At 45.1% G+C, this 17,718-nt stretch carries 14 protein-coding genes; 4 read left to right on the top strand and 10 right to left on the bottom strand.

The annotated features are described in order from the left end of the window. Window positions 1-42: 42 nt before the first annotated feature. The 8 genes from ACFPFU_RS01075 to ACFPFU_RS01040 all read right to left on the bottom strand — a co-directional run bounded on the left by ACFPFU_RS01075 (window position 43) and on the right by ACFPFU_RS01040 (window position 11,596). Window positions 43-2,835 (bottom strand): 2-oxoglutarate dehydrogenase E1 component, encoded by a 2,793-nt coding sequence (locus tag ACFPFU_RS01075; protein WP_377060643.1) that lies wholly within the window; start codon window positions 2,833-2,835, stop codon window positions 43-45. A gap of 233 nt (window positions 2,836-3,068) precedes the next feature. Then, window positions 3,069-3,902, bottom strand: coding sequence for a Rossmann-fold NAD(P)-binding domain-containing protein (locus ACFPFU_RS01070; protein ID WP_377060642.1), 834 nt, complete (start codon window positions 3,900-3,902; stop codon window positions 3,069-3,071). A gap of 88 nt (window positions 3,903-3,990) precedes the next feature. Next, the gene (locus ACFPFU_RS01065) at window positions 3,991-4,485 is read right to left on the bottom strand and encodes a CPBP family intramembrane glutamic endopeptidase (protein ID WP_377060640.1); all 495 of its coding nucleotides are present in this window, start codon (window positions 4,483-4,485) and stop codon (window positions 3,991-3,993) included. Window positions 4,486-4,777: 292 nt separating this feature from the next. Beyond that, window positions 4,778-5,266, bottom strand: a complete 489-nt coding sequence (locus tag ACFPFU_RS01060; RefSeq protein ID WP_377060638.1) for a hypothetical protein — start codon at window positions 5,264-5,266, stop codon at window positions 4,778-4,780. A 478-nt stretch (window positions 5,267-5,744) separates the two neighbouring features. Next, on the bottom strand, window positions 5,745-6,188 hold the full coding sequence (locus tag ACFPFU_RS01055) for an RES family NAD+ phosphorylase (protein WP_377061385.1): 444 nt from the start codon (window positions 6,186-6,188) through the stop codon (window positions 5,745-5,747). Between the two features lie 440 nt (window positions 6,189-6,628). Beyond that, window positions 6,629-7,255 carry a sterol desaturase family protein gene (locus tag ACFPFU_RS01050; protein WP_377060636.1) on the bottom strand — a complete coding sequence of 209 codons (627 nt, stop codon included), beginning with the start codon at window positions 7,253-7,255 and terminating at the stop codon, window positions 6,629-6,631. A 153-nt stretch (window positions 7,256-7,408) separates the two neighbouring features. Then, window positions 7,409-8,551, bottom strand: coding sequence for an N-acetyl-alpha-D-glucosaminyl L-malate synthase BshA (gene bshA, locus ACFPFU_RS01045; protein WP_377060634.1), 1,143 nt, complete (start codon window positions 8,549-8,551; stop codon window positions 7,409-7,411). A gap of 69 nt (window positions 8,552-8,620) precedes the next feature. After that, window positions 8,621-11,596, bottom strand: a complete 2,976-nt coding sequence (locus ACFPFU_RS01040; protein WP_377060632.1) for a glycoside hydrolase family 3 N-terminal domain-containing protein — start codon at window positions 11,594-11,596, stop codon at window positions 8,621-8,623. Between the two features lie 160 nt (window positions 11,597-11,756). Here ACFPFU_RS01040 and ACFPFU_RS01035 point away from each other — a divergent pair, with 160 nt between their 5' ends. The 4 genes from ACFPFU_RS01035 to ACFPFU_RS01020 are packed head-to-tail and all read left to right on the top strand — an operon-like array spanning window position 11,757 to window position 15,751. Continuing rightward, window positions 11,757-12,167 (top strand): hypothetical protein, encoded by a 411-nt coding sequence (locus tag ACFPFU_RS01035; protein ID WP_377060630.1) that lies wholly within the window; start codon window positions 11,757-11,759, stop codon window positions 12,165-12,167. Beyond that, window positions 12,164-14,017: a DNA mismatch repair endonuclease MutL gene (mutL, locus tag ACFPFU_RS01030; protein ID WP_377060628.1), complete on the top strand. Its 1,854-nt coding sequence runs from the start codon at window positions 12,164-12,166 to the stop codon at window positions 14,015-14,017. Before ACFPFU_RS01035 ends, mutL begins: the two co-directional genes overlap by 4 nt. 21 nt (window positions 14,018-14,038) lie before the next feature. Continuing rightward, window positions 14,039-14,830, top strand: coding sequence for a rhomboid family intramembrane serine protease (locus tag ACFPFU_RS01025; RefSeq protein ID WP_377060626.1), 792 nt, complete (start codon window positions 14,039-14,041; stop codon window positions 14,828-14,830). Window positions 14,831-14,836: 6 nt separating this feature from the next. Further along, window positions 14,837-15,751, top strand: a complete 915-nt coding sequence (locus ACFPFU_RS01020; protein WP_377060625.1) for a rhomboid family intramembrane serine protease — start codon at window positions 14,837-14,839, stop codon at window positions 15,749-15,751. A gap of 17 nt (window positions 15,752-15,768) precedes the next feature. Here ACFPFU_RS01020 and ACFPFU_RS01015 read toward each other — a convergent pair whose 3' ends face one another. Both ACFPFU_RS01015 and rlmN read right to left on the bottom strand, forming a co-directional pair. After that, complete coding sequence (locus tag ACFPFU_RS01015) at window positions 15,769-16,386, bottom strand: TetR/AcrR family transcriptional regulator (RefSeq protein ID WP_377060623.1); 618 nt, start codon at window positions 16,384-16,386, stop codon at window positions 15,769-15,771. A 67-nt stretch (window positions 16,387-16,453) separates the two neighbouring features. Continuing rightward, the gene (gene rlmN, locus ACFPFU_RS01010; protein WP_377060621.1) at window positions 16,454-17,509 is read right to left on the bottom strand and encodes a dual-specificity RNA methyltransferase RlmN; all 1,056 of its coding nucleotides are present in this window, start codon (window positions 17,507-17,509) and stop codon (window positions 16,454-16,456) included. Window positions 17,510-17,718 lie beyond the last annotated feature (209 nt).

The following is a 17,718-nucleotide window of genomic DNA, read 5'->3' as shown; positions in this document are numbered from 1 at the left end:
CAAATATGTTAAAATTGGTGGTTGAATGATTGATTCTGAAAATTAAGAAATTATTTTTAAAGCCTTCTCCAAGATGTTTTTTTGTTCCTCCACATGGACTTTATGGTATCCGGTAGCGGGGGAAGCGCTTGGTTTTCGGGCTATTACGTTCATGTCTATGTCTTTGAAAAGATTTCTGACCATATATGCCCAATAGCCCATGTTTTCAGGTTCTTCCTGAACCCATACGACTTCGGCCTTTTTGGAAAATGTTTTGAGCGCATTCATCAGCTGGTTTTTTGGGAGAGGATGGAGCTGCTCTATTCTGATAATGGACACGTCATTTATTTTCTCTTTCTCCCTTAATTCCAAGAGTTCATAATATATTTTCCCGGAGCAGAGAACCACACGGCTGGCCTTTTTAGGATCTATCTGCGGATCTGTAATGATTTCCCGGAACTTCCCGGATGTGAATTCCTCCATAGGAGAGAACACTTTCGGGTGACGGAGCAATGATTTGGGAGACATTACTATACAGGGCTTCCTAAAATTCCAGGCCAACTGCCTTCTCAACATATGGAAAAAATTTGAGGGCTCCGTGATATTGGCCACCACCACGTTGTATTCCGCAGAAAGCTGTAAAAACCGCTCGGGCCGGGCATTGGAGTGCTCCGGTCCCTGGCCTTCATAGCCGTGAGGCAACAACATCACCAGGCCGTTCATTTTTTGCCATTTGGACTCACCGGAGGTGATGAACTGATCGATCATGGTCTGCGCGCCGTTGGCAAAATCCCCAAATTGGGCTTCCCATATCGTCAAGGCGTCCGGGTTGGCCATGGCATACCCATATTCAAATCCCAATACAGCGTACTCCGATAACAGCGAATTGTATATATAGAATTTTCCTTTGCTGTCTTTAAGTTCTTTGAGGGAGTTGTAAGGCTTGTTGGTATTGGCATCGTGAAGGACGGCATGCCTGTGGGAAAATGTACCCCGCTGGCAGTCCTGGCCCGTGAGGCGTACGGTTTTTCCTTCCAATAGCAGTGAGCCATAAGCCAACAGTTCTGCTGCTGCCCAGTTGAGTGACTTGGTTTGGAAAAACATCTCCTTCCGCTGTTTCATTTGGGCCTCAATCTGCTTGATCGGCTTGAAACCTTTCGGTACATAGGTCAAGGCCTCGGCGACTTTATCCACAAACGCGGAACTGATAGAAGTGTCCGGCGACTCCTCAAAATCCTCCGGTGTGGCTCTTTTCAGCTTTTTCCACGCCTTTTCAAAAGGGGAGAAGTGGTAGGGCAAAGGTTTTTCCTTGACCATGTTAAGCCTGTCCTGCAGCAATTGACGGAACTCTTTATCCATCTGCTTCGCCAATTGTGCGTCCACATGCCCCCTTTCCAAGAGCGCTTTATTGTATATTTCCCGGGGGTTAGGGTGCTTGGATATGATGTTGTAGAGTTCGGGTTGGGTAAACTTAGGCTCATCCGACTCATTGTGTCCATGTCTTCTGTAGCAGACCATGTCTACAAAAATGTCCTTTTTATATTTCTGTCTGAACTCTGCGGCAAGCTTTGCAGCATAGACAACCGCTTCGGGATCATCACCGTTGACATGTATGACCGGCGCATCAATGATTTTGGCTACATCCGTGCAGTATATGGAGCTTCTCGCATCATCAAAATCCGTGGTAAAACCTACCTGGTTGTTGATGATAAAATGGATGGTGCCCCCTGTGTAATACCCTTTCAGGTTGGCCATCTGGGTCACCTCATAGACGATACCCTGACCCGCCACCGCGGCATCCCCGTGAATCAATATGGGGATCATTTTGGAGGCATCATTGTCGTAATGGTGGTCGATTTTTGCCCGGACAAACCCTTCCACCACGGGGTTTACCGCTTCCAAATGAGAGGGATTCGGAGCCAGTTTGAGGATCATCAATTTCCCGCTTTTGGTGGGCACTTCACTGGAGAAGCCCATGTGGTATTTTACATCCCCGTCTCCCATGGTCAGATCGGGCTTGGCGGTTCCTTCAAACTCGGAAAATATCTGCTCATAGGTTTTCCCCATGATGTTGGCCAGCACATTCAGTCTCCCCCGATGGGCCATTCCGATCATCACCTCATCTACACCCAAATCCGACGCCTTGTTGATCAATGCATCCAAAAAGGGGATGGTGCTTTCTCCTCCTTCCAGGGAAAACCTTTTCTGCCCCAGGTATTTGGTATGCAGGAAGTTTTCGAAAACCACCGCTTCGTTCAATTTGGACAAGATCCGTTTCTTGTCCTCGGCCGGCGGATTGAATTCCAGTGCCTCTTTCTCTATTTTCTGGCGCAGCCAATCCAGCATTTCAGGGTCACGGATGTACAGGTATTCAAAGCCCATGGAACCTTCATATATCTTCCTGAGGGATTCTATGATTTTTGAAAGCTTGGCTGTGCCGATGCCTATTTCATTCCCGGCCTGGTATTCCGTGTTCAGGTCATCCTGTGAAAGGCCGAAGTCCTCAATATCCAGCAAGGCCTTCCTGTCCCGTCTTTGCCTTACGGGATTGGTTTTGGACCGGAGGTGGGCTCTGGAGCGGTAAGCATGGATGAGTGCCCTGACTTTGATTTCCTTCGGAAGCTGCTCCATGTCCATCATGGTTCCCTTGGTAGCCAAATTACCGTTTACAGGAGCGTCCTTGGCATGAATCGGAGACACGTCGGTGTCTTCCCCGTATTGGGTGATGGCAAATTCAAAACCATCAAAAAAAGTTTTCCAGCTGGGATCTATGGATTCGGGGTCTTTTTTGTAATCATCATATAGCTCGTCAATGTAAGCTACATGGGCGTTGGAAATGTATGAATATTTATCCATGGTCAGTTATGTTCTGGTTTCAAAATTAATTGAATAAGATACTTTATAAAAACCGCTTATGCGGGTATACAAAACTATCTGATAATCAATGTATATGTTTTTTCATAACAGAATAATCATTGGCAAAAGTGAAAAACGGTAGGCTTTGACACATGAATGTTTGTTTTTTTAGTAGTTGATTTTGCCGAACGTGGAGCATGCTTTAGGGTTTAAGGGCAAATAATATTCCAAAATCATGTTTTCGACAATAAATCAACTGAATATGTAAATGAAAGGGGATCGTTGAAATGAAACCGGAACCCTGTTTCGAGAAATTTTTCTACGGAAATGCATTTCCAGTTTTGATTGCTGCTTTTGTCATAACTTCCCGGAGGAGGAAAACCCATATCCAGCGCATTTTTTTCAAACACCTCTTTTTTGGTGGGATGTTTTGGGCAGACTATATTGAACATATTATTCCAAAGGTCTTTTTCAATAATCCAGGACACGGCCCTGCATGCATCTACCCGGTGAACATAATTGACGGGGAAGTGCCCGGGAACATTTTCCTTCCCGGAAAAATATTTTCCCGGAATCCTATCACCTCCCAAAAGGCCGGCGAACCTGATTACGGTCAAGTCGTAGGTTTTATCTTTCCACAGAAGGTTTTCCGCCTCCCACAATGCCAGATTTCCGGTGTTATCCCTGTCGATGCTGTCCGTTTCCCTTGCCACTTGATTCAGATTGGGGTAGATGCCGGTGGAGCTTGCGTAGATGATCCTGGGGACTTTTGTCTCGGTGGCCAACTTCTTAATGGCGCTGATCTGTTGTGGATGGAAGGAAGCAGGTCGGGTTCTGCTGCCCGGCGGGATATTCACAAAGAGGATATCCGTATCAAAAAGGTCGCTGTAGTTCTGGCCCTTTGGCTGCGGATCCAGCGAAAAAACGGTGGTGTCTATTCCTGAGTCAACAAGGTGGGCTTGCTTCTTGGATTGTGTGGTACTGCCTTTAACGGTATATCCCTGTTCTCTAAGCAGTTGAGCCAGGGGAACACCAAGCCAGCCCAGGCCGATGATGGTGACGGTCATGTGCGGTAATATCTTTATAAGAAGGGAACGGGAATACCGGAGAATGGTTTGTGTGCGGGCGGAAATTATTTTTAACCGCTAATACTGATTAGGGTTTTCTTTTAAATATAAGGAACGAATCGTTTTCTTGCATGGCTGGAGAAAGGAATAGCCAAGATAAAATAATCAATCTGGCAAGCACGCCAACCATACTGCCTTCAGGGCCAATTTCTCCGCCGTTTAAATAAGCATCGGGTGCAATAGACGTAGACAATAATCCATAAGACGGAATACCGGACACCGGAAACCCAAAAACCTGCCCTTGAAAAAAATTCCAGGCGAAGTGGATTCCGACCGGAACCCATAGGGACTGAAACTTTAAAAATGCATACCCATATACAAGTCCGCCCACGAAATAGCTGACAAAGGTGGCAATATCTGATGGGAAATGTGCCAAACAGAAAATCAGGGAACTGACCCCTAACAAAACTCTTCTGTCCGGGGTCAAGGTCACCAGACTTGAGAACATCAAGGCCCGAAAAATAAATTCTTCGTAAAGAGAAACGGCCAAAGGATCCGGGAATCGAGAAGCTACTTTATCCAACGGATTGACCGAATCGACATACAGACATCCCTGGGACAGGTTTAGGAGGAATATGGCAGAAAACAAAACCCCGGTTACCAAAAACGCAACCAGCATGTTGCTTAGAACAGGCTTTGTCATCCTCAGGCCGAAAATGTCCTTTAGAAAGCACCTGTTCAAATAGGAAACGTAAAACCCTCTTATTGTCAGGGTAAATCCGGCGATCAGAATAAGAATACTCACTAAATGGATCATAACAAGTAGTTGAGTGTGTTTCCTGCTCTCAGTAAAACCGAATGCTTGTGGCTGAAGGTCAAAATACCTGACCCAACCAAACCTTTATGGTATCCCAACTCGTAAAGATCATCAGGGAGATGGTAATGGACACAACTAAGACAATCATTTTGAGTACACGTGTTTTCATGGATTTATTTTTCCCAAGTGGGTATTTAACTTTCAGTTCACCGGCAAAAAACCTGAGAGGTACGAGCAATATAAACAAACCCAAACAGGCAAAGAAGATATGGCTTAAAACCGGCTTGCCCATCGTAATATGGCTGTATAAAATCAGAAAAAGAGCAATGAGGAAATACCCCGCGGCATCATTATACTTGCCAAACGTGGTATTTCCCGTGATGGCATACACCCCAAAATAAACAAGAGGGATATAAAACAGATAATACAGGTCGCTGTGCACGCATTGGTATACGGTACCCAAAACCAAACTGGTATACAGATATGACACCAAATAACCCAAAACCATAAAAGACAAAGCGATGATCAAACTTTTTGTTCTTGACATCGTTTTCATAAAAGTATCGTAAAGAAAATTCCACCGCAGAAACGCATGATGAGATCCGGCAAGCACAATGCGGATATCATCAAAAAACTATTCCTTTCCATAAAGAACTTCGAGACAGGGCGGGATGAGGTAGCGCTAAAGGTTTCCATACTCATAAAAATTAAAACTGGGATAGAAATTAACCAAATAATATCATGAGTATAATAAATGATGTTTTGTGAAGCAAGTTTTGTTTTTATAAAATTCGTTATATTTTTTTTCTCTTTAAAAATTTCGTTTGGAACAGACTTTTATTATTATTAAGGAGGGCAATATTAGTTTTGGGTATAATTTTTCCGTTATGGAAAATATTTTAAGGCAAAGGGTGTAGGGATAACTGCAATTACGATTATTTTGGAATTACTGAGAAGGCTGGATTTCGTCCTGCAAGATATAAATATCCCTTTAACCTGTCAGAGTCTTATAGTCCGGGCTCGTGTTATTTCATCAATCTCGAATCAAAACGGAATTTTTCCTGCCTCAATACCCTGACTTCACCGTACCCGGGATGAAGGCAGTTGAGCAATACATTGGTAGACGAATGGATAATGCTGCTGGGAACTTGCAGGGCAACGGTTTTTCGATCATCGATCCATTTTTGCCCTACTTCGGATAAGACAGTTGGCGCAGGGTAATGAGACCAGTTAGCCGGCAGCTCTGAAGGCGAAATCACAGCAATGGAATCGTCAGGTATCTCGATGGTAAGCAAATCAAGCTTGGGTGCGATCATAGGGGGAAGATGGACGATGTTTTTCAACAAAGCAATTTCTATCGTCTTGCCGGTATAAAGTAAAAGTACCGGTGTCCCTTTCCTGTTCCATCTTCCGGGATATTGCGCAGCGTCTATTCCACTGCTATCATGGACATGTTTGCCTTTGGTAATGCGATAACCATAACATCAGCTGTATACGCCATGTTCGATCCGTCCCAGAAAGTCCTTTACTTTGGATATCCCGCCGGGGAGCTTGTCATAATGACTTTCAGCTGCCGGCCTGTTTTTATCGGTTATCATTTGATAATATAATTTATCATTTAAACAAATATGGTGAGCGGTTAGTTTAAAATCAAATCCCGATGCCCATCATAATACCCATGATGAATACAAGATCGATAACCGGCCCGAAATCGGGTTAGATGGCAGAGCCGTTTCTTTCCAGACCCCGGCCTTCTGAGGGAACCCCAAAACCAAACCCCCACAACCACGACAACCATGGCAACAATAACAACCATGACAACCACGATAACCATGACAACCAAAACAACCCTCACCCCTCCCCACAAAAAAACCGCCCTCTTTCAAAGGCGGCCTCTTTCATCGTTTTTTCAGTTTTTCTTCGGCATCGTCCCGAACACATAGTCCCAGATTGGGGTGCTGACCCCAAAGGCCACATCCGGGTCCTTGTAATGGTGGATGGCATGGTTTACCCATAGAAACTTCAGGAAATTCTTGGGCGGTTGGTAGGCATGGACAATATAATGTACACCCAGATACATCGCATAACCTACCAAAAAGCCGGGCAGGAAATAAAGGGCATATTCACCCATGATAAAGTCGAAGAGAAAATAGAGGATGGCAGCGTACAGGCCGGAAATAAACGGTGGCATGGCGAGCCTGTCCTTATCTTTCGGATAGTCATGATGCACGCCATGGATGGAATATTGGACTTTGTCCTTCCATTTGTTGTCCGGCACCATATGATAGAGGTACCGGTGCATCATATATTCTACAAAGGTAAAGCCCAAAAAACCCCCGATTAAAAGCAGGGCCGCTAGCCAAAAAGGGATAAAGGTAGTGGTTATACCATAATATAGCGAATAAGCACCTACTCCTAAAAACATCGCTATCGGAATGCTGATATGGGTCCTGCTCAATCTTTCCAATAGAGGGTTGGCAAACATTTTTGCGGTGCCGTTATTGTCAGGTCTATCCAGTCGTCCAATTTTTTTCATTTCACGCGTTCATTAAAAACCGGAACTTTAAAATGCCCCAATTTAAAGGCCAAAGTTAATCAATATACCCTTATCACGGGCTGTTTTTGCAAATTAAACGTAATTGTCGATAATTGAGGTTTCATTTTTTGTGGAAAATAAAACTGATAATTATCATTTGCTCGGAGCCAGAAGAGAACTTTCTATGGTTTTCAGGTAAAAAGATTCATATAGTGGCATTATTTTGGAAACATCGAAATCTTTGGCCCTTTCCAAGGCCCGGTGTTTAAAACCCGGCAAATTTTTGTCATCGAGGATATAAAGTGCTTTTTCTGTCATGCCCTCTATGTCACCCACGTTGCACAAAAATCCTGTTTCCCCATCTACATTCAGTTCAGGGAGCCCCCCGGCATTGCTGCTGAGCAAGGGTACCTCGCAGGCCATCGCTTCCAATGCCGCCAAGCCAAAACTCTCCTTCTCGGAAGGCATCAGGAAAAGGTCAGCTACTGACAGCACTTCTTCCACGGCTTCGAGTTTGCCCAGAAACCTGACGTCGTCACAGACCCCTAACTGTCTGCACAGTCTTTCCATCTTGTCTCTTTCGGGGCCATCTCCCACAAGTAAAAGCTTGGCTGGGATGATTTTCCTGACTTCATAAAATACCCGGATGGCATCTTCCACCCTTTTTACCTTTCGAAAATTGGAGGTGTGTACCAGGAGTTTCTCCCCATTGGGGCAGATGGCCTTTTTGAAGTGTTCCTTTTTTTGTTTTTTGAACCGCTCCAAATCTATAAAGTTAGGGATCACTTCTATATGCGTTTCTATGTCGAAATGGAGCAGGGTGTCTTTCTTCAGATCTTCCGAAACAGCAGTAACCCCGTCGGATTCATTGATGCTGAAGGTGACTACCGGCTCATAGCTGGGATCTTTTCCCACCAGGGTGATGTCTGTCCCGTGAAGGGTAGTGACCACCGGAATATTGATGCCCTGCCTTTTCAATATTTGCTTGGCCATATAAGCAGCCGAGGCATGGGGGATGGCATAATGGACGTGTAAAAGGTCAAGCTGCTCGTATTTTACCACATTTACCATTTTCGAGGCCAGCGCCAACTCATAGGGGGCATGTTCGAATAAAGGATAGCTTTTGATGTCCACTTCGTGGTAAAAAAGGTTCTCACTGAAAAAATCCAATCGGGTGGGCTGGCGGTAGGTAATGAAATGAATTTGATGATCTTTGGTGGCCAGTGCTTTTCCCAGTTCAGTTGCGACCACGCCACTTCCACCGAAGGTGGGGTAACAGACAATCCCGATTTTCATTATTTAAAGTTTTGTTATGTATATCTTTTGGAATTTAAATCTATAAACACCGATAGCATGAATCTTCGTTCAATTTTGGGCCAAAATCAATCTGGTCCGGATGGATTTATAAACGATATCCTGGATTTCAGTGCGTATACCCTCTTTTAAAAGCAGATTGTTTCCGGCATTGGGATGCACCCGGTTGGAAAGAAAAACATAAATCAACTGATGCTCCGGATCTGCCCAGGCCGCGGTTCCCGTAAAACCAGTATGACCAAAAGTACTTCGGGAAGCTAATTTCCCGGTCGGGCCTTTATCAGGGTGGGGATCCGGTTTGTCCCATCCCCAGGCCCTTCGGCTTTGAAAAGACTGCCTGCGGGTAAATTTATTCACCGTTTCCGGATCCAGCAAAATCACATCTCCGTATTTTCCTCCCTGAAGCATCATCTGCAACAAAACCGCCAGGTCATTGGCGGTACCGAAAAGTCCTGCGTGACCCGCCACTCCCCCATACAAAGCTGCTCCCGGGTCATGCACATGGCCATGTACCAGGGTTTTGCGAAAAATCTTATCATCTTCTGTTGGAGCTATTTTGTCAGGGGTAAATTTTGTCAGGGGTAAATAGCCGATTTTATGCAAACCAAGAGGGGCATAAAAGTGTTGTTCCAGAAACTCATTCATGGGTTGGTTCACCATGCCTTCTACCATTCTGTGAAGGAGGTACATGCCTACATCCGAATACACGTAGCTGGATTTGCTCTCCTTGACGCCGGACCGGCGGAGATGGGAAGCAACCGTCCATTTCCAAACACTGTCCGGTAAGGAGCGGTGGGCATACATACCCTGCGCTATCGGGAGGTCATAGGGCGATTCTTCCTTGGACATGTAGTATTCGTTTTTCCACACAACCCCATTTAACGTGTTGGTATGATGGGGAAGGGAGGCAGGCAATCCCGCTTCGTGGGCCATGATATCCCTCAGCAGAAGCATTTCTTTATTGGTGCCTTTAAGCTCCGGGAGGTAATGGCCGATTTCTTTGTCCATACTGATCAAGCCCCTGCTCTCCAGAAACATCATCATCTGTGTAGTAGCCATGACCTTGGTGAGAGAAGCCAGGTCGTAGAGGGTACCCTTGCTGACTGACCTTTCTTTGGAATAATCATAATGCCCATAGGCTTTTTCGAAAATCACATGACCGTTTTTGGCGATCAATACGGTGCCTCCAGGAGTGGCTTTTCTGGCAATGGCCCTGTCCATCACCCTGTCAATTTCCATTAACACCCGGCTGTCCATATCAAGGTTTTCGGGGAAGGAATAAGCCAGACGGTCAATAGGGTCAATTCTCACTCCAGTCCCCTGGGAAAGATTTTCACTGACTGTAATGGGAAGCCTCCCTGTAGCAGCCCGTCCTCCAAAAATTACCTGTGGCGTCAGCTTTTCCGTAAGCTCATTCTCCTCGTAGGCGAGAATCAAATTGCCGTGGTCTTTAAAGTTTTTGGCGGCATAGGCATTTCCAAAAACCACTGTGATGACAGTATGTTTTTCCCTCAGCTTGTTGATAAAATGGATGTCTGTTTCCCTTATACCAAAGTTGCGTTTGGGGTTATTGGTCAGACCCATTACACCCACAACGATGGTGTTATAGTGTTTGAGGTTTTCCTCCAAAGCCCGGTAGTCGTCGGCGCCGCCGGCTGACCGTAAGGTGTAATGGGTGAATTTGCCGTATTTATCCAGATACTCCTTAAAGACTTCTCCCCTTCCACCAATTGTCAGGGAAGCCATATTAAGCAAATCCAGGTTCCTCAAAGGCAACAGGTTGCCTTGGTTGCTGGCCACAGTAACGGAAGTGGCATAAAGCTGCTCGATCAGCGCACGGGTCTCAAAACCGCTGATGCGCTCCACCAACCTGTGGGGGTCCACTTTTTGAGGCCTGTTCAGTCCGGCCCAGTATTTTGCATTCAGTATTTTGAGGACCCGCCGATCTATTTCTTCCCTTGTGATGCGGCCTTCCTCAATGGCATTCATGATCAGTGCTTTGGATTTGGGCACGTCTTCAGCATATAAAAGGACATCATTGCCTGCCAGAAGGGCCAGGAGGTCTACCTCGCCTGGTTTGTAGAGGTTGCTTACGCCTTTCATGTTGAGGGCATCGGTAAAGATCAATCCTTTGAACCCCATTTCGTCCTTCAGCAGGCCGTTAACCACTTTGGGCGAAAGGGTGGTGGGCTTTTTGGCCTCGCTCCCTAAACTGGGCACATGAAGGTGGGCCACCATCACACTCATCAGGCCTTCGCCTATAAGTTCCCGGTAAGGATGCAGGTCAATGTCCATAATCCGTTGTCTGGAATTATGAATGACGGGGGTGGTGTAATGGGAATCAAGGTTGGTGTCCCCATGTCCCGGAAAATGTTTGGCATTGGCCATGACCCCATGGTCTTGAAGCCCCCTCATGTAGGCCAGGGATTTTCTGCTGACCAGCGTTTTTTCTTCCCCAAAGGCCCGGTAGCCTATGACCGGATTCTGGGGGTTGGAGTTGACATCCACCACAGGGGCAAAATTGATATGCATGCCCAGTTCTTTAAATTGCCTGGCGATCTCCTTGCCCATCTGATACACCAGGGCATCGTCCTGTGCCGCCCCCAAAGTCATTTGTTTGGGAAATTGAATGACGCTGTCCAAACGCATTCCAGGCCCCCATTCGGCATCCATGGCTATAAACAGAGGTACTTTGCTTACCGACTGGTAATGGTTGGTGAGGTTCGCCTGCCTGACCGGGCCGCCTTGAAAAAAAATCAAGCCGCCCAGCTGCTGTTCCCTGATGAGCCTGGTCAGTTCTTGCGTGTGCCTATTGTCTTTGTTGGAATAAGCGGCTACCATAAACAGCTGCCCCAGCCTTTCTTCGAATGTCATACTGTGGAAAACGCTGTCCACCCATCTGGACTGAGCCTGGTTGTCAGGGGCAAGCAAAGGATCTCTATCGGCCGGGTTACTGATAACGCCGGCCAAGCCCCAGGATTGATTTATAAGCAGGCAAAAAAGTAGAGCATAAACTTTTTGGCGCATGAACGTGTTAAAATTTTATTGGTAATAATTTACGAATAACTTTGCATAAAACCATCTTAGTACAGAACCAAACATACGTAAAAACATTGCCTCTACCTATCAAAAATTGATGAATTGAATTAATTTTATTTGAAAACCATTAGTGAGAGAATAAGCAAGCATGAAGTTCCCATCCATTTTCAGGGTAAATCAGCCAAGAAGATTTCAGATTACGCCAAGACATTATGATCCGGTGAAGGAAGAAATCGCCAATAGAACGGAAAGAATAAGAAAGGAACTGGAAGAACAGGGGGTATTAACACCTGAAGACGGGGAAAACAAGGGGCATACCAGCCGCTACGGTTCTACCATACGGGGAGCATTCACCCAGGGAAGTCCCATCAAAAAACAGCCTTCTTCTATCTTCCAGAGCGCCGGTCTGTTGCGATTGATCATCTTTTTTTTCCTGATAGGGGGTTTTGGCGGATACTTATATATTGGGCCGGATGTGATTTATTATGGGTTGTACCTGGCGGTGGGTGTTGCCTTACTGGTAGGACTTTTTAAGTTGAAACCCAAGCGGAAAAAATGAATGATTTGATACAACTTTTGCCTGATGCCATTGCCAATCAGATTGCGGCAGGAGAGGTGGTCCAACGGCCTTCTTCCGCGCTGAAAGAACTGATGGAAAATGCTGTGGATGCGCAGGCCAAAAACATAAAAGTATTGATTAAGGACGGAGGGAAGACGCTCATCCAGGTGATTGATGATGGCATCGGCATGTCGGTCACAGATGCCCGGATGTGTTTCGAGAGGCATGCCACTTCCAAGATCAGGCGTTCTGACGACCTTTTCAACATACGCACCTTTGGGTTTAGAGGGGAAGCGATGGCTTCGATTGCAGCCGTGGCGCAGGTAGAATTGAAGACCAGACGGGCAGCTGACGAATTGGGTGCATTGATCTGTATCGAAGGGTCGGAACTGAAGAAGCAGGAGCCTGTAGTCTGTCAGGAAGGAACATCGGTGTCGGTAAGAAACCTGTTTTTCAATGTCCCAGCACGCAGGAATTTCCTTAAATCCAATGCGGTGGAGACCAAACACCTGGTGGAGGAGTTCCAAAGGGTGGCGCTGGCATATCCCGGTGTTTCCTTCTCCTTTCACCAAAACGACATGGAACTTTTCAAGCTTGGCGAGGGGAAGCTCAGCAAGCGGATAGTGGGGATATTTGGGCAGCATTACCGGAATCAGCTCATCGCCTGTAAGGAGGACACACCACATATCACGATCACGGGTTATATCGGTAAGCCGGAAAATGCCAAAAAGACCAGAGGTGAGCAGTATTTTTTTGTGAATAACCGTTTTATCAGAAGCAATTACCTTCATCATGCGGTACTGAACGCCTATGAAGGATTGATCAGTCCTGATCACCATCCGTTTTATGTGCTTTTTTTGGAGATTGATCCAAAACACATCGACATCAATGTACACCCTACCAAAACGGAAATCAAATTAGACGATGAGCGGACCATCTATGGAGTGGTAAGATCGGCCGTAAAACAGGCATTGGGAGCGCATCATGTGGTGCCTACCATTGATTTCAGCCTGGATGTCAATTTTACGGAAAACTGGAAAGCAGACACGTCCAAAAAGCAGGAGGTCAGTTTGGAAAACTCCTACAAAACCTACAGGGGGCCAAGTTTGCTGAATAAGGACGTGAAAGGCTGGGAAAGGCTTTTTGAAAACAATCCGGAAGACGAGGCGCTCAGCAGCCTTGATTCAGAGAAAGGGACAGAGGAAAAAGAAATGATCACTTTTTCAAGCAGGGCCAATGCGTTGGAAAAGAAAGCAGGTGCTTTTTCCGGTGAGGCATTTCGGGATACCGGCAATACCTTTCAGATGGAAAATACGTACATCGTCACCCAAACCTCATCGGGATTGCTGATCTTTGACCAGCAGGCGGCCCACCAAAGGATTCTGTACGAACGGTATGTCCGGCAGTTAGAGCAGTCTTCCGGGGCTTCACAGCAATGTCTGTTCCCACAAAACGTTACTTTGAGCCCCGCCGACTTTGCCCTGGTAATGGACCTGAACGACGAGCTTGCAAACCTTGGGTTCCAGATTTCCGTATTTGGCCAAAACACGGTATTGATCAATGGCGTGCCTGCAGATGTGCATATCAACAGCGAAAAAGCACTTTTCGAAGAACTTTTGGAGCAGTTCAAACATTTTAAAACCGAGCTGTCGCTGGATAAAAAAGAAAACCTGGCCCGGTCCCTGGCAAAAAAATCCTCCATTAAAAAAGGGGATAGGCTGAACACCCAGGAAATGGAAAACCTGGCGGGACAGCTTTTTGCCTGCCAGACACCCAATTATAGTCCGGACGGTTGTAAAACCTTTATTAAATTGGATATAAGTAAAATAGAACGTTTTTTTAATTTCTGAAATTGAATAAAGTAAAACCCTATGTTTAGAGCCCTTACACCTATAGTTAAAAACCTGCTGCTGATCACTATAGGCCTGCATGTAGTTACGTCTTTTTTTATGCCACAACTGAAAAGCCTATTTGCCTTGTACCACATCGAGAGCAGGCATTTTATGCCTTTTCAGTTCGTTACCTATATGTTTATGCATGCGGATTTTTGGCACCTTTTCAGCAATATGTTTGGGCTGTTTATTTTTGGGCCGCTCCTGGAGCAGTTTCTGGGACCCAAAAAAATATTGATCCTTTGGATGGTGTGCGGCATAGGTTCAGGGATTCTGTATTCGGGGTACAATGTCTATAAAATCAACCAGCTGAACAACAAAGTGGAGGCTTTCTCCGAAAACCCGGATCCGGAAGTCTTTAACCGGTTTGTCTCTGACAACAGGCACCTGTTCGGCCCGGGAATATACGATTTTATAGATGCCTACAGCCGGAATCCTGACGATGCCGATCTGATTGACAGGGCAAAAAGAAATATGCTGGGGGTCAGGGATCTTCAGGCCAACATCCCGATGGTGGGAGCGTCCGGGGCACTCTTCGGAATTTTGATTGCTTTCGGCATGTTGTTTCCAAACACCCAGTTATTCCTGTTGTTCCCCCCGATGCCGGTGAGGGCAAAATACCTGGTTTTGTTTTATGGACTATACACAGTATATCATATATTTGTATCGAATCCCGCTGACAATGTAGCCCATTTTGCGCATCTATCCGGATTGTTGATCGGTGCGGTACTGGTTATATATTGGAAAAAGGACAGAAGGAATTTCTACTAAATTAAAATGTACGGAGGATTTTGGTACCATATCAGGCATGCCTTTGATCATAAAGACAATGGTCTATATAAAATATTGGCCATCAATATTCTGGTATTTTTGATATTGATGATCATGAGGGTTTTCCTCACCATAGGAGGAGCGGGAGAGATTTATAAATCATTTGTGTCCTTTTTTATGATGCCGGCTTCCCTGCCGCGTTTTATCACGCAGCCATGGACTTTGATCACCTATATGTTTCTTCATGAAGGTTTTCTCCACATCCTTTTCAATATGCTTTTTTTGTATTGGTTTGGGCTATTGGTACAGGATTATCTTGGCAGTAGGAAACTGGTAAACCTGTATTTTCTTGGGGGCATAGCGGGGGGATTGTTGTATATGCTTTTGTATAACGTAGCCCCCTATTTCAGCGATAGGGTAGACAGTGCATTGATGCTGGGTGCCAGTGCGGGTGTATACGCCATCGTGGTGGCGGCCGCTACTTTGAGACCGGATACAGAATTCAGGCTGATTTTGTTAGGCCCGGTCAAAATAAAATACATTGCTATATTTTATGTCTTGATTGCCTTTGCGAATTCAGCTGGCGCCAACGCAGGAGGAGAGCTTGCCCACTTAGGAGGGGCTGCCCTTGGATATATGTATGTCCTGCAGCTTAAAAAGGGAATGGATTTGGGCACCCCAATACAGGCTATCGGAATGTTTATTGAAAAATTGTTTACCAACAAGCCCAAAGTAAAGGTTACCTATAGAAGAAAGCAAAATGACCATAACCGGCCCGGAAGCGGCTCTACTGGTGCCGGATCGGGAAGTACACAGGAAGAAATCGACAGAATACTGGACAAGATAGCCGAAAAAGGATATGATAACCTGACCAAAGAGGAAAAACGCAAACTTTTTGATTTCAGCAATAAAGACTTTTAGTCTTCACGGATCCGGGTTTATTTGTATCCCAAAATTGTTTTATAAAGCTCCAATCCTTTTTCTGTCAAAAAAGGCAAAACCATTGAAAAGATCAGTTTTCCATAATATTGGTAATGGTAGGCTTCATTGCCAAAAATGATATAGTTGTGGGTGGGCCAATAATCAGAAAGCATGATCATTTGGCTGGATAGGTTTTCATAGGTTCCGGCCACCTTCTCATCTCTGAATATTCCTTCATTTTTTAATATCACAAATAAGTGGGAAAGCTGTGCCTTCCTCAGGGATATCAATTCAAAATACCGGTCTTTGATCCTTTCATGCCTGCCCAATATGTGCGCCATATCCAAAAATATAAAACGGTATTTTACCTGCAATTCGTAGGATTTAACCGTTGTGATAAAAAGTTTTTCCAAAGAGGTTTTCTCTATCATGTCAATTTCCGCGGCCATGTCATCCGATTCCTTGCAAAGCTGAAAAAAAGCCTTTTCTACCAGATCATCTATTCCCGAAAAATCCCTGTGAAAATCAGAAGGCCTGACTTGGATTTGGTCCAACAATAATTCTAACGAAGTATCGTGATACCCATATTTGTTGAAAATCAGTAGGGACTGGTCGATGATGCTGGAAAAATCCATTTCAATACTTGTTTTTGTATTTCAAAGATATAAAAAAGTAATTCATATTTAATAAATCTTCCCGTTTTTAATTTATCAATTCGTTTTTATTGGCCAGCTGTCCACAAGCTGCATCAATATCCTGCCCCCTTGATTTCCTTATTTTCGCCACGATACCCTGGGCCTCCAGGATTTCTACGTACATGGCTACTTTTTCAGCGGCAGCCTGTCTGAATTCCCCTTCATCTATGGGGTTGTATTGGATGATATTGACCTTGGAAGGCACTATTTTACAGAATTTGGCAAGTGCTTTGGCGTGTCTCTCGTCATCATTGATGTTTTCCCAAATGACATATTCATAGGTTACTTTTCTTTTGGTTTTTTGATACCAATATCTGAGCGCTTCCCCTAACTCTTCTACAGGATTTGTGTCATTAATGGGCATTAGCCTGCTTCTGGTCTCGTTGATGGCCGAATGGAGCGAGAGGGCGAGATTGAATTTTACGTTGTCATCGGCCAGCTTGCGGATCATCTTGGTGATCCCCACGGTAGAAAGGGTGATTCTTTTTGGAGAGAGGCCCAGCCCTTCAGGAGACGTGATTTTTTCTATCGCTTCCAGGACGTTGGTATAGTTCAGAAGGGGTTCCCCCATCCCCATAAATACGATGTTGGTCAGAGGCCGGTCATAATATGTGTTGGCTTCCTCCATAATCGTCACCACCTGATCAAATATTTCATCCGGATTGAGATTCCTCATTCTTTTGAGACGGGCAGTGGCACAGAAATTACAGTCCAGACTGCAGCCCACCTGGGAGGAAACACATGCGGTGATTCTTTTAGGGGTGGGTATAAGCACAGACTCCACAATTTTCCCATCATATAACTTAACGGCGTTTTTGATCGTCCCATCTGTACTTCTTTGAAAATGGTCCACTTGGATGTGGTTAATGGAAAAGTTGGTTTTCAATATTTCCCGGGTGGATAGAGAAATATTGGTCATGTCATCGAAGTTTTTGAGTGTCTTGTTCCATAACCACTCATATACCTGTTTGGCCCTGAATTTCTTTTCTCCCACCGAAAAGAAAAAATCTTCCAGTTCATTGAGGCTTAGCTTCCTGATATCTTTTTTCTCCACCTGATCCATGGCGCAAAGTTAATGAAATTAAACCGGATTCAATGGAGCCTTATTTTCAGCAATAAAATCTTGAAGACTGCCAAAAAGTCCTGAATTCTTCTCAGTTCATGTTCGTTTCCGGACATTTTTTCCGTTAAAGGAGGTTGGACGGAATTGGTTACAAATTTGATGAAGGATTAAAACAAGTGTAAATAAAACTTTGACTTAACTAACCGCGG

Origin of the sequence: Negadavirga shengliensis (genome assembly GCF_042652345.1) — a bacterium.
GTDB lineage: Bacteria > Bacteroidota > Bacteroidia > Cytophagales > Cyclobacteriaceae > Negadavirga > Negadavirga shengliensis.
This window is presented reverse-complemented; position numbering and strand designations above follow the sequence as displayed.

Excerpts from the sequence above, each read along its gene's own strand:
- rlmN (WP_377060621.1), bottom strand. The coding sequence starts at position 17,509 with ATGGATCAGGTGGAGAAAAAAGATATCAGGAAGCTAAGCCTCAATGAA.
- ACFPFU_RS01060 (WP_377060638.1), bottom strand. The coding sequence starts at position 5,266 with ATGTCAAGAACAAAAAGTTTGATCATCGCTTTGTCTTTTATGGTTTTG.
- ACFPFU_RS01075 (WP_377060643.1), bottom strand. The coding sequence starts at position 2,835 with ATGGATAAATATTCATACATTTCCAACGCCCATGTAGCTTACATTGAC.
- ACFPFU_RS01040 (WP_377060632.1), bottom strand. The coding sequence starts at position 11,596 with ATGCGCCAAAAAGTTTATGCTCTACTTTTTTGCCTGCTTATAAATCAA.
- ACFPFU_RS01035 (WP_377060630.1), top strand. The coding sequence starts at position 11,757 with ATGAAGTTCCCATCCATTTTCAGGGTAAATCAGCCAAGAAGATTTCAG.
- ACFPFU_RS01070 (WP_377060642.1), bottom strand. The coding sequence starts at position 3,902 with ATGACCGTCACCATCATCGGCCTGGGCTGGCTTGGTGTTCCCCTGGCT.
- bshA (WP_377060634.1), bottom strand. The coding sequence starts at position 8,551 with ATGAAAATCGGGATTGTCTGTTACCCCACCTTCGGTGGAAGTGGCGTG.
- ACFPFU_RS01025 (WP_377060626.1), top strand. The coding sequence starts at position 14,039 with ATGTTTAGAGCCCTTACACCTATAGTTAAAAACCTGCTGCTGATCACT.
- ACFPFU_RS01015 (WP_377060623.1), bottom strand. The coding sequence starts at position 16,386 with ATGGATTTTTCCAGCATCATCGACCAGTCCCTACTGATTTTCAACAAA.
- ACFPFU_RS01020 (WP_377060625.1), top strand. The coding sequence starts at position 14,837 with ATGTACGGAGGATTTTGGTACCATATCAGGCATGCCTTTGATCATAAA.
- ACFPFU_RS01050 (WP_377060636.1), bottom strand. The coding sequence starts at position 7,255 with ATGAAAAAAATTGGACGACTGGATAGACCTGACAATAACGGCACCGCA.
- mutL (WP_377060628.1), top strand. The coding sequence starts at position 12,164 with ATGAATGATTTGATACAACTTTTGCCTGATGCCATTGCCAATCAGATT.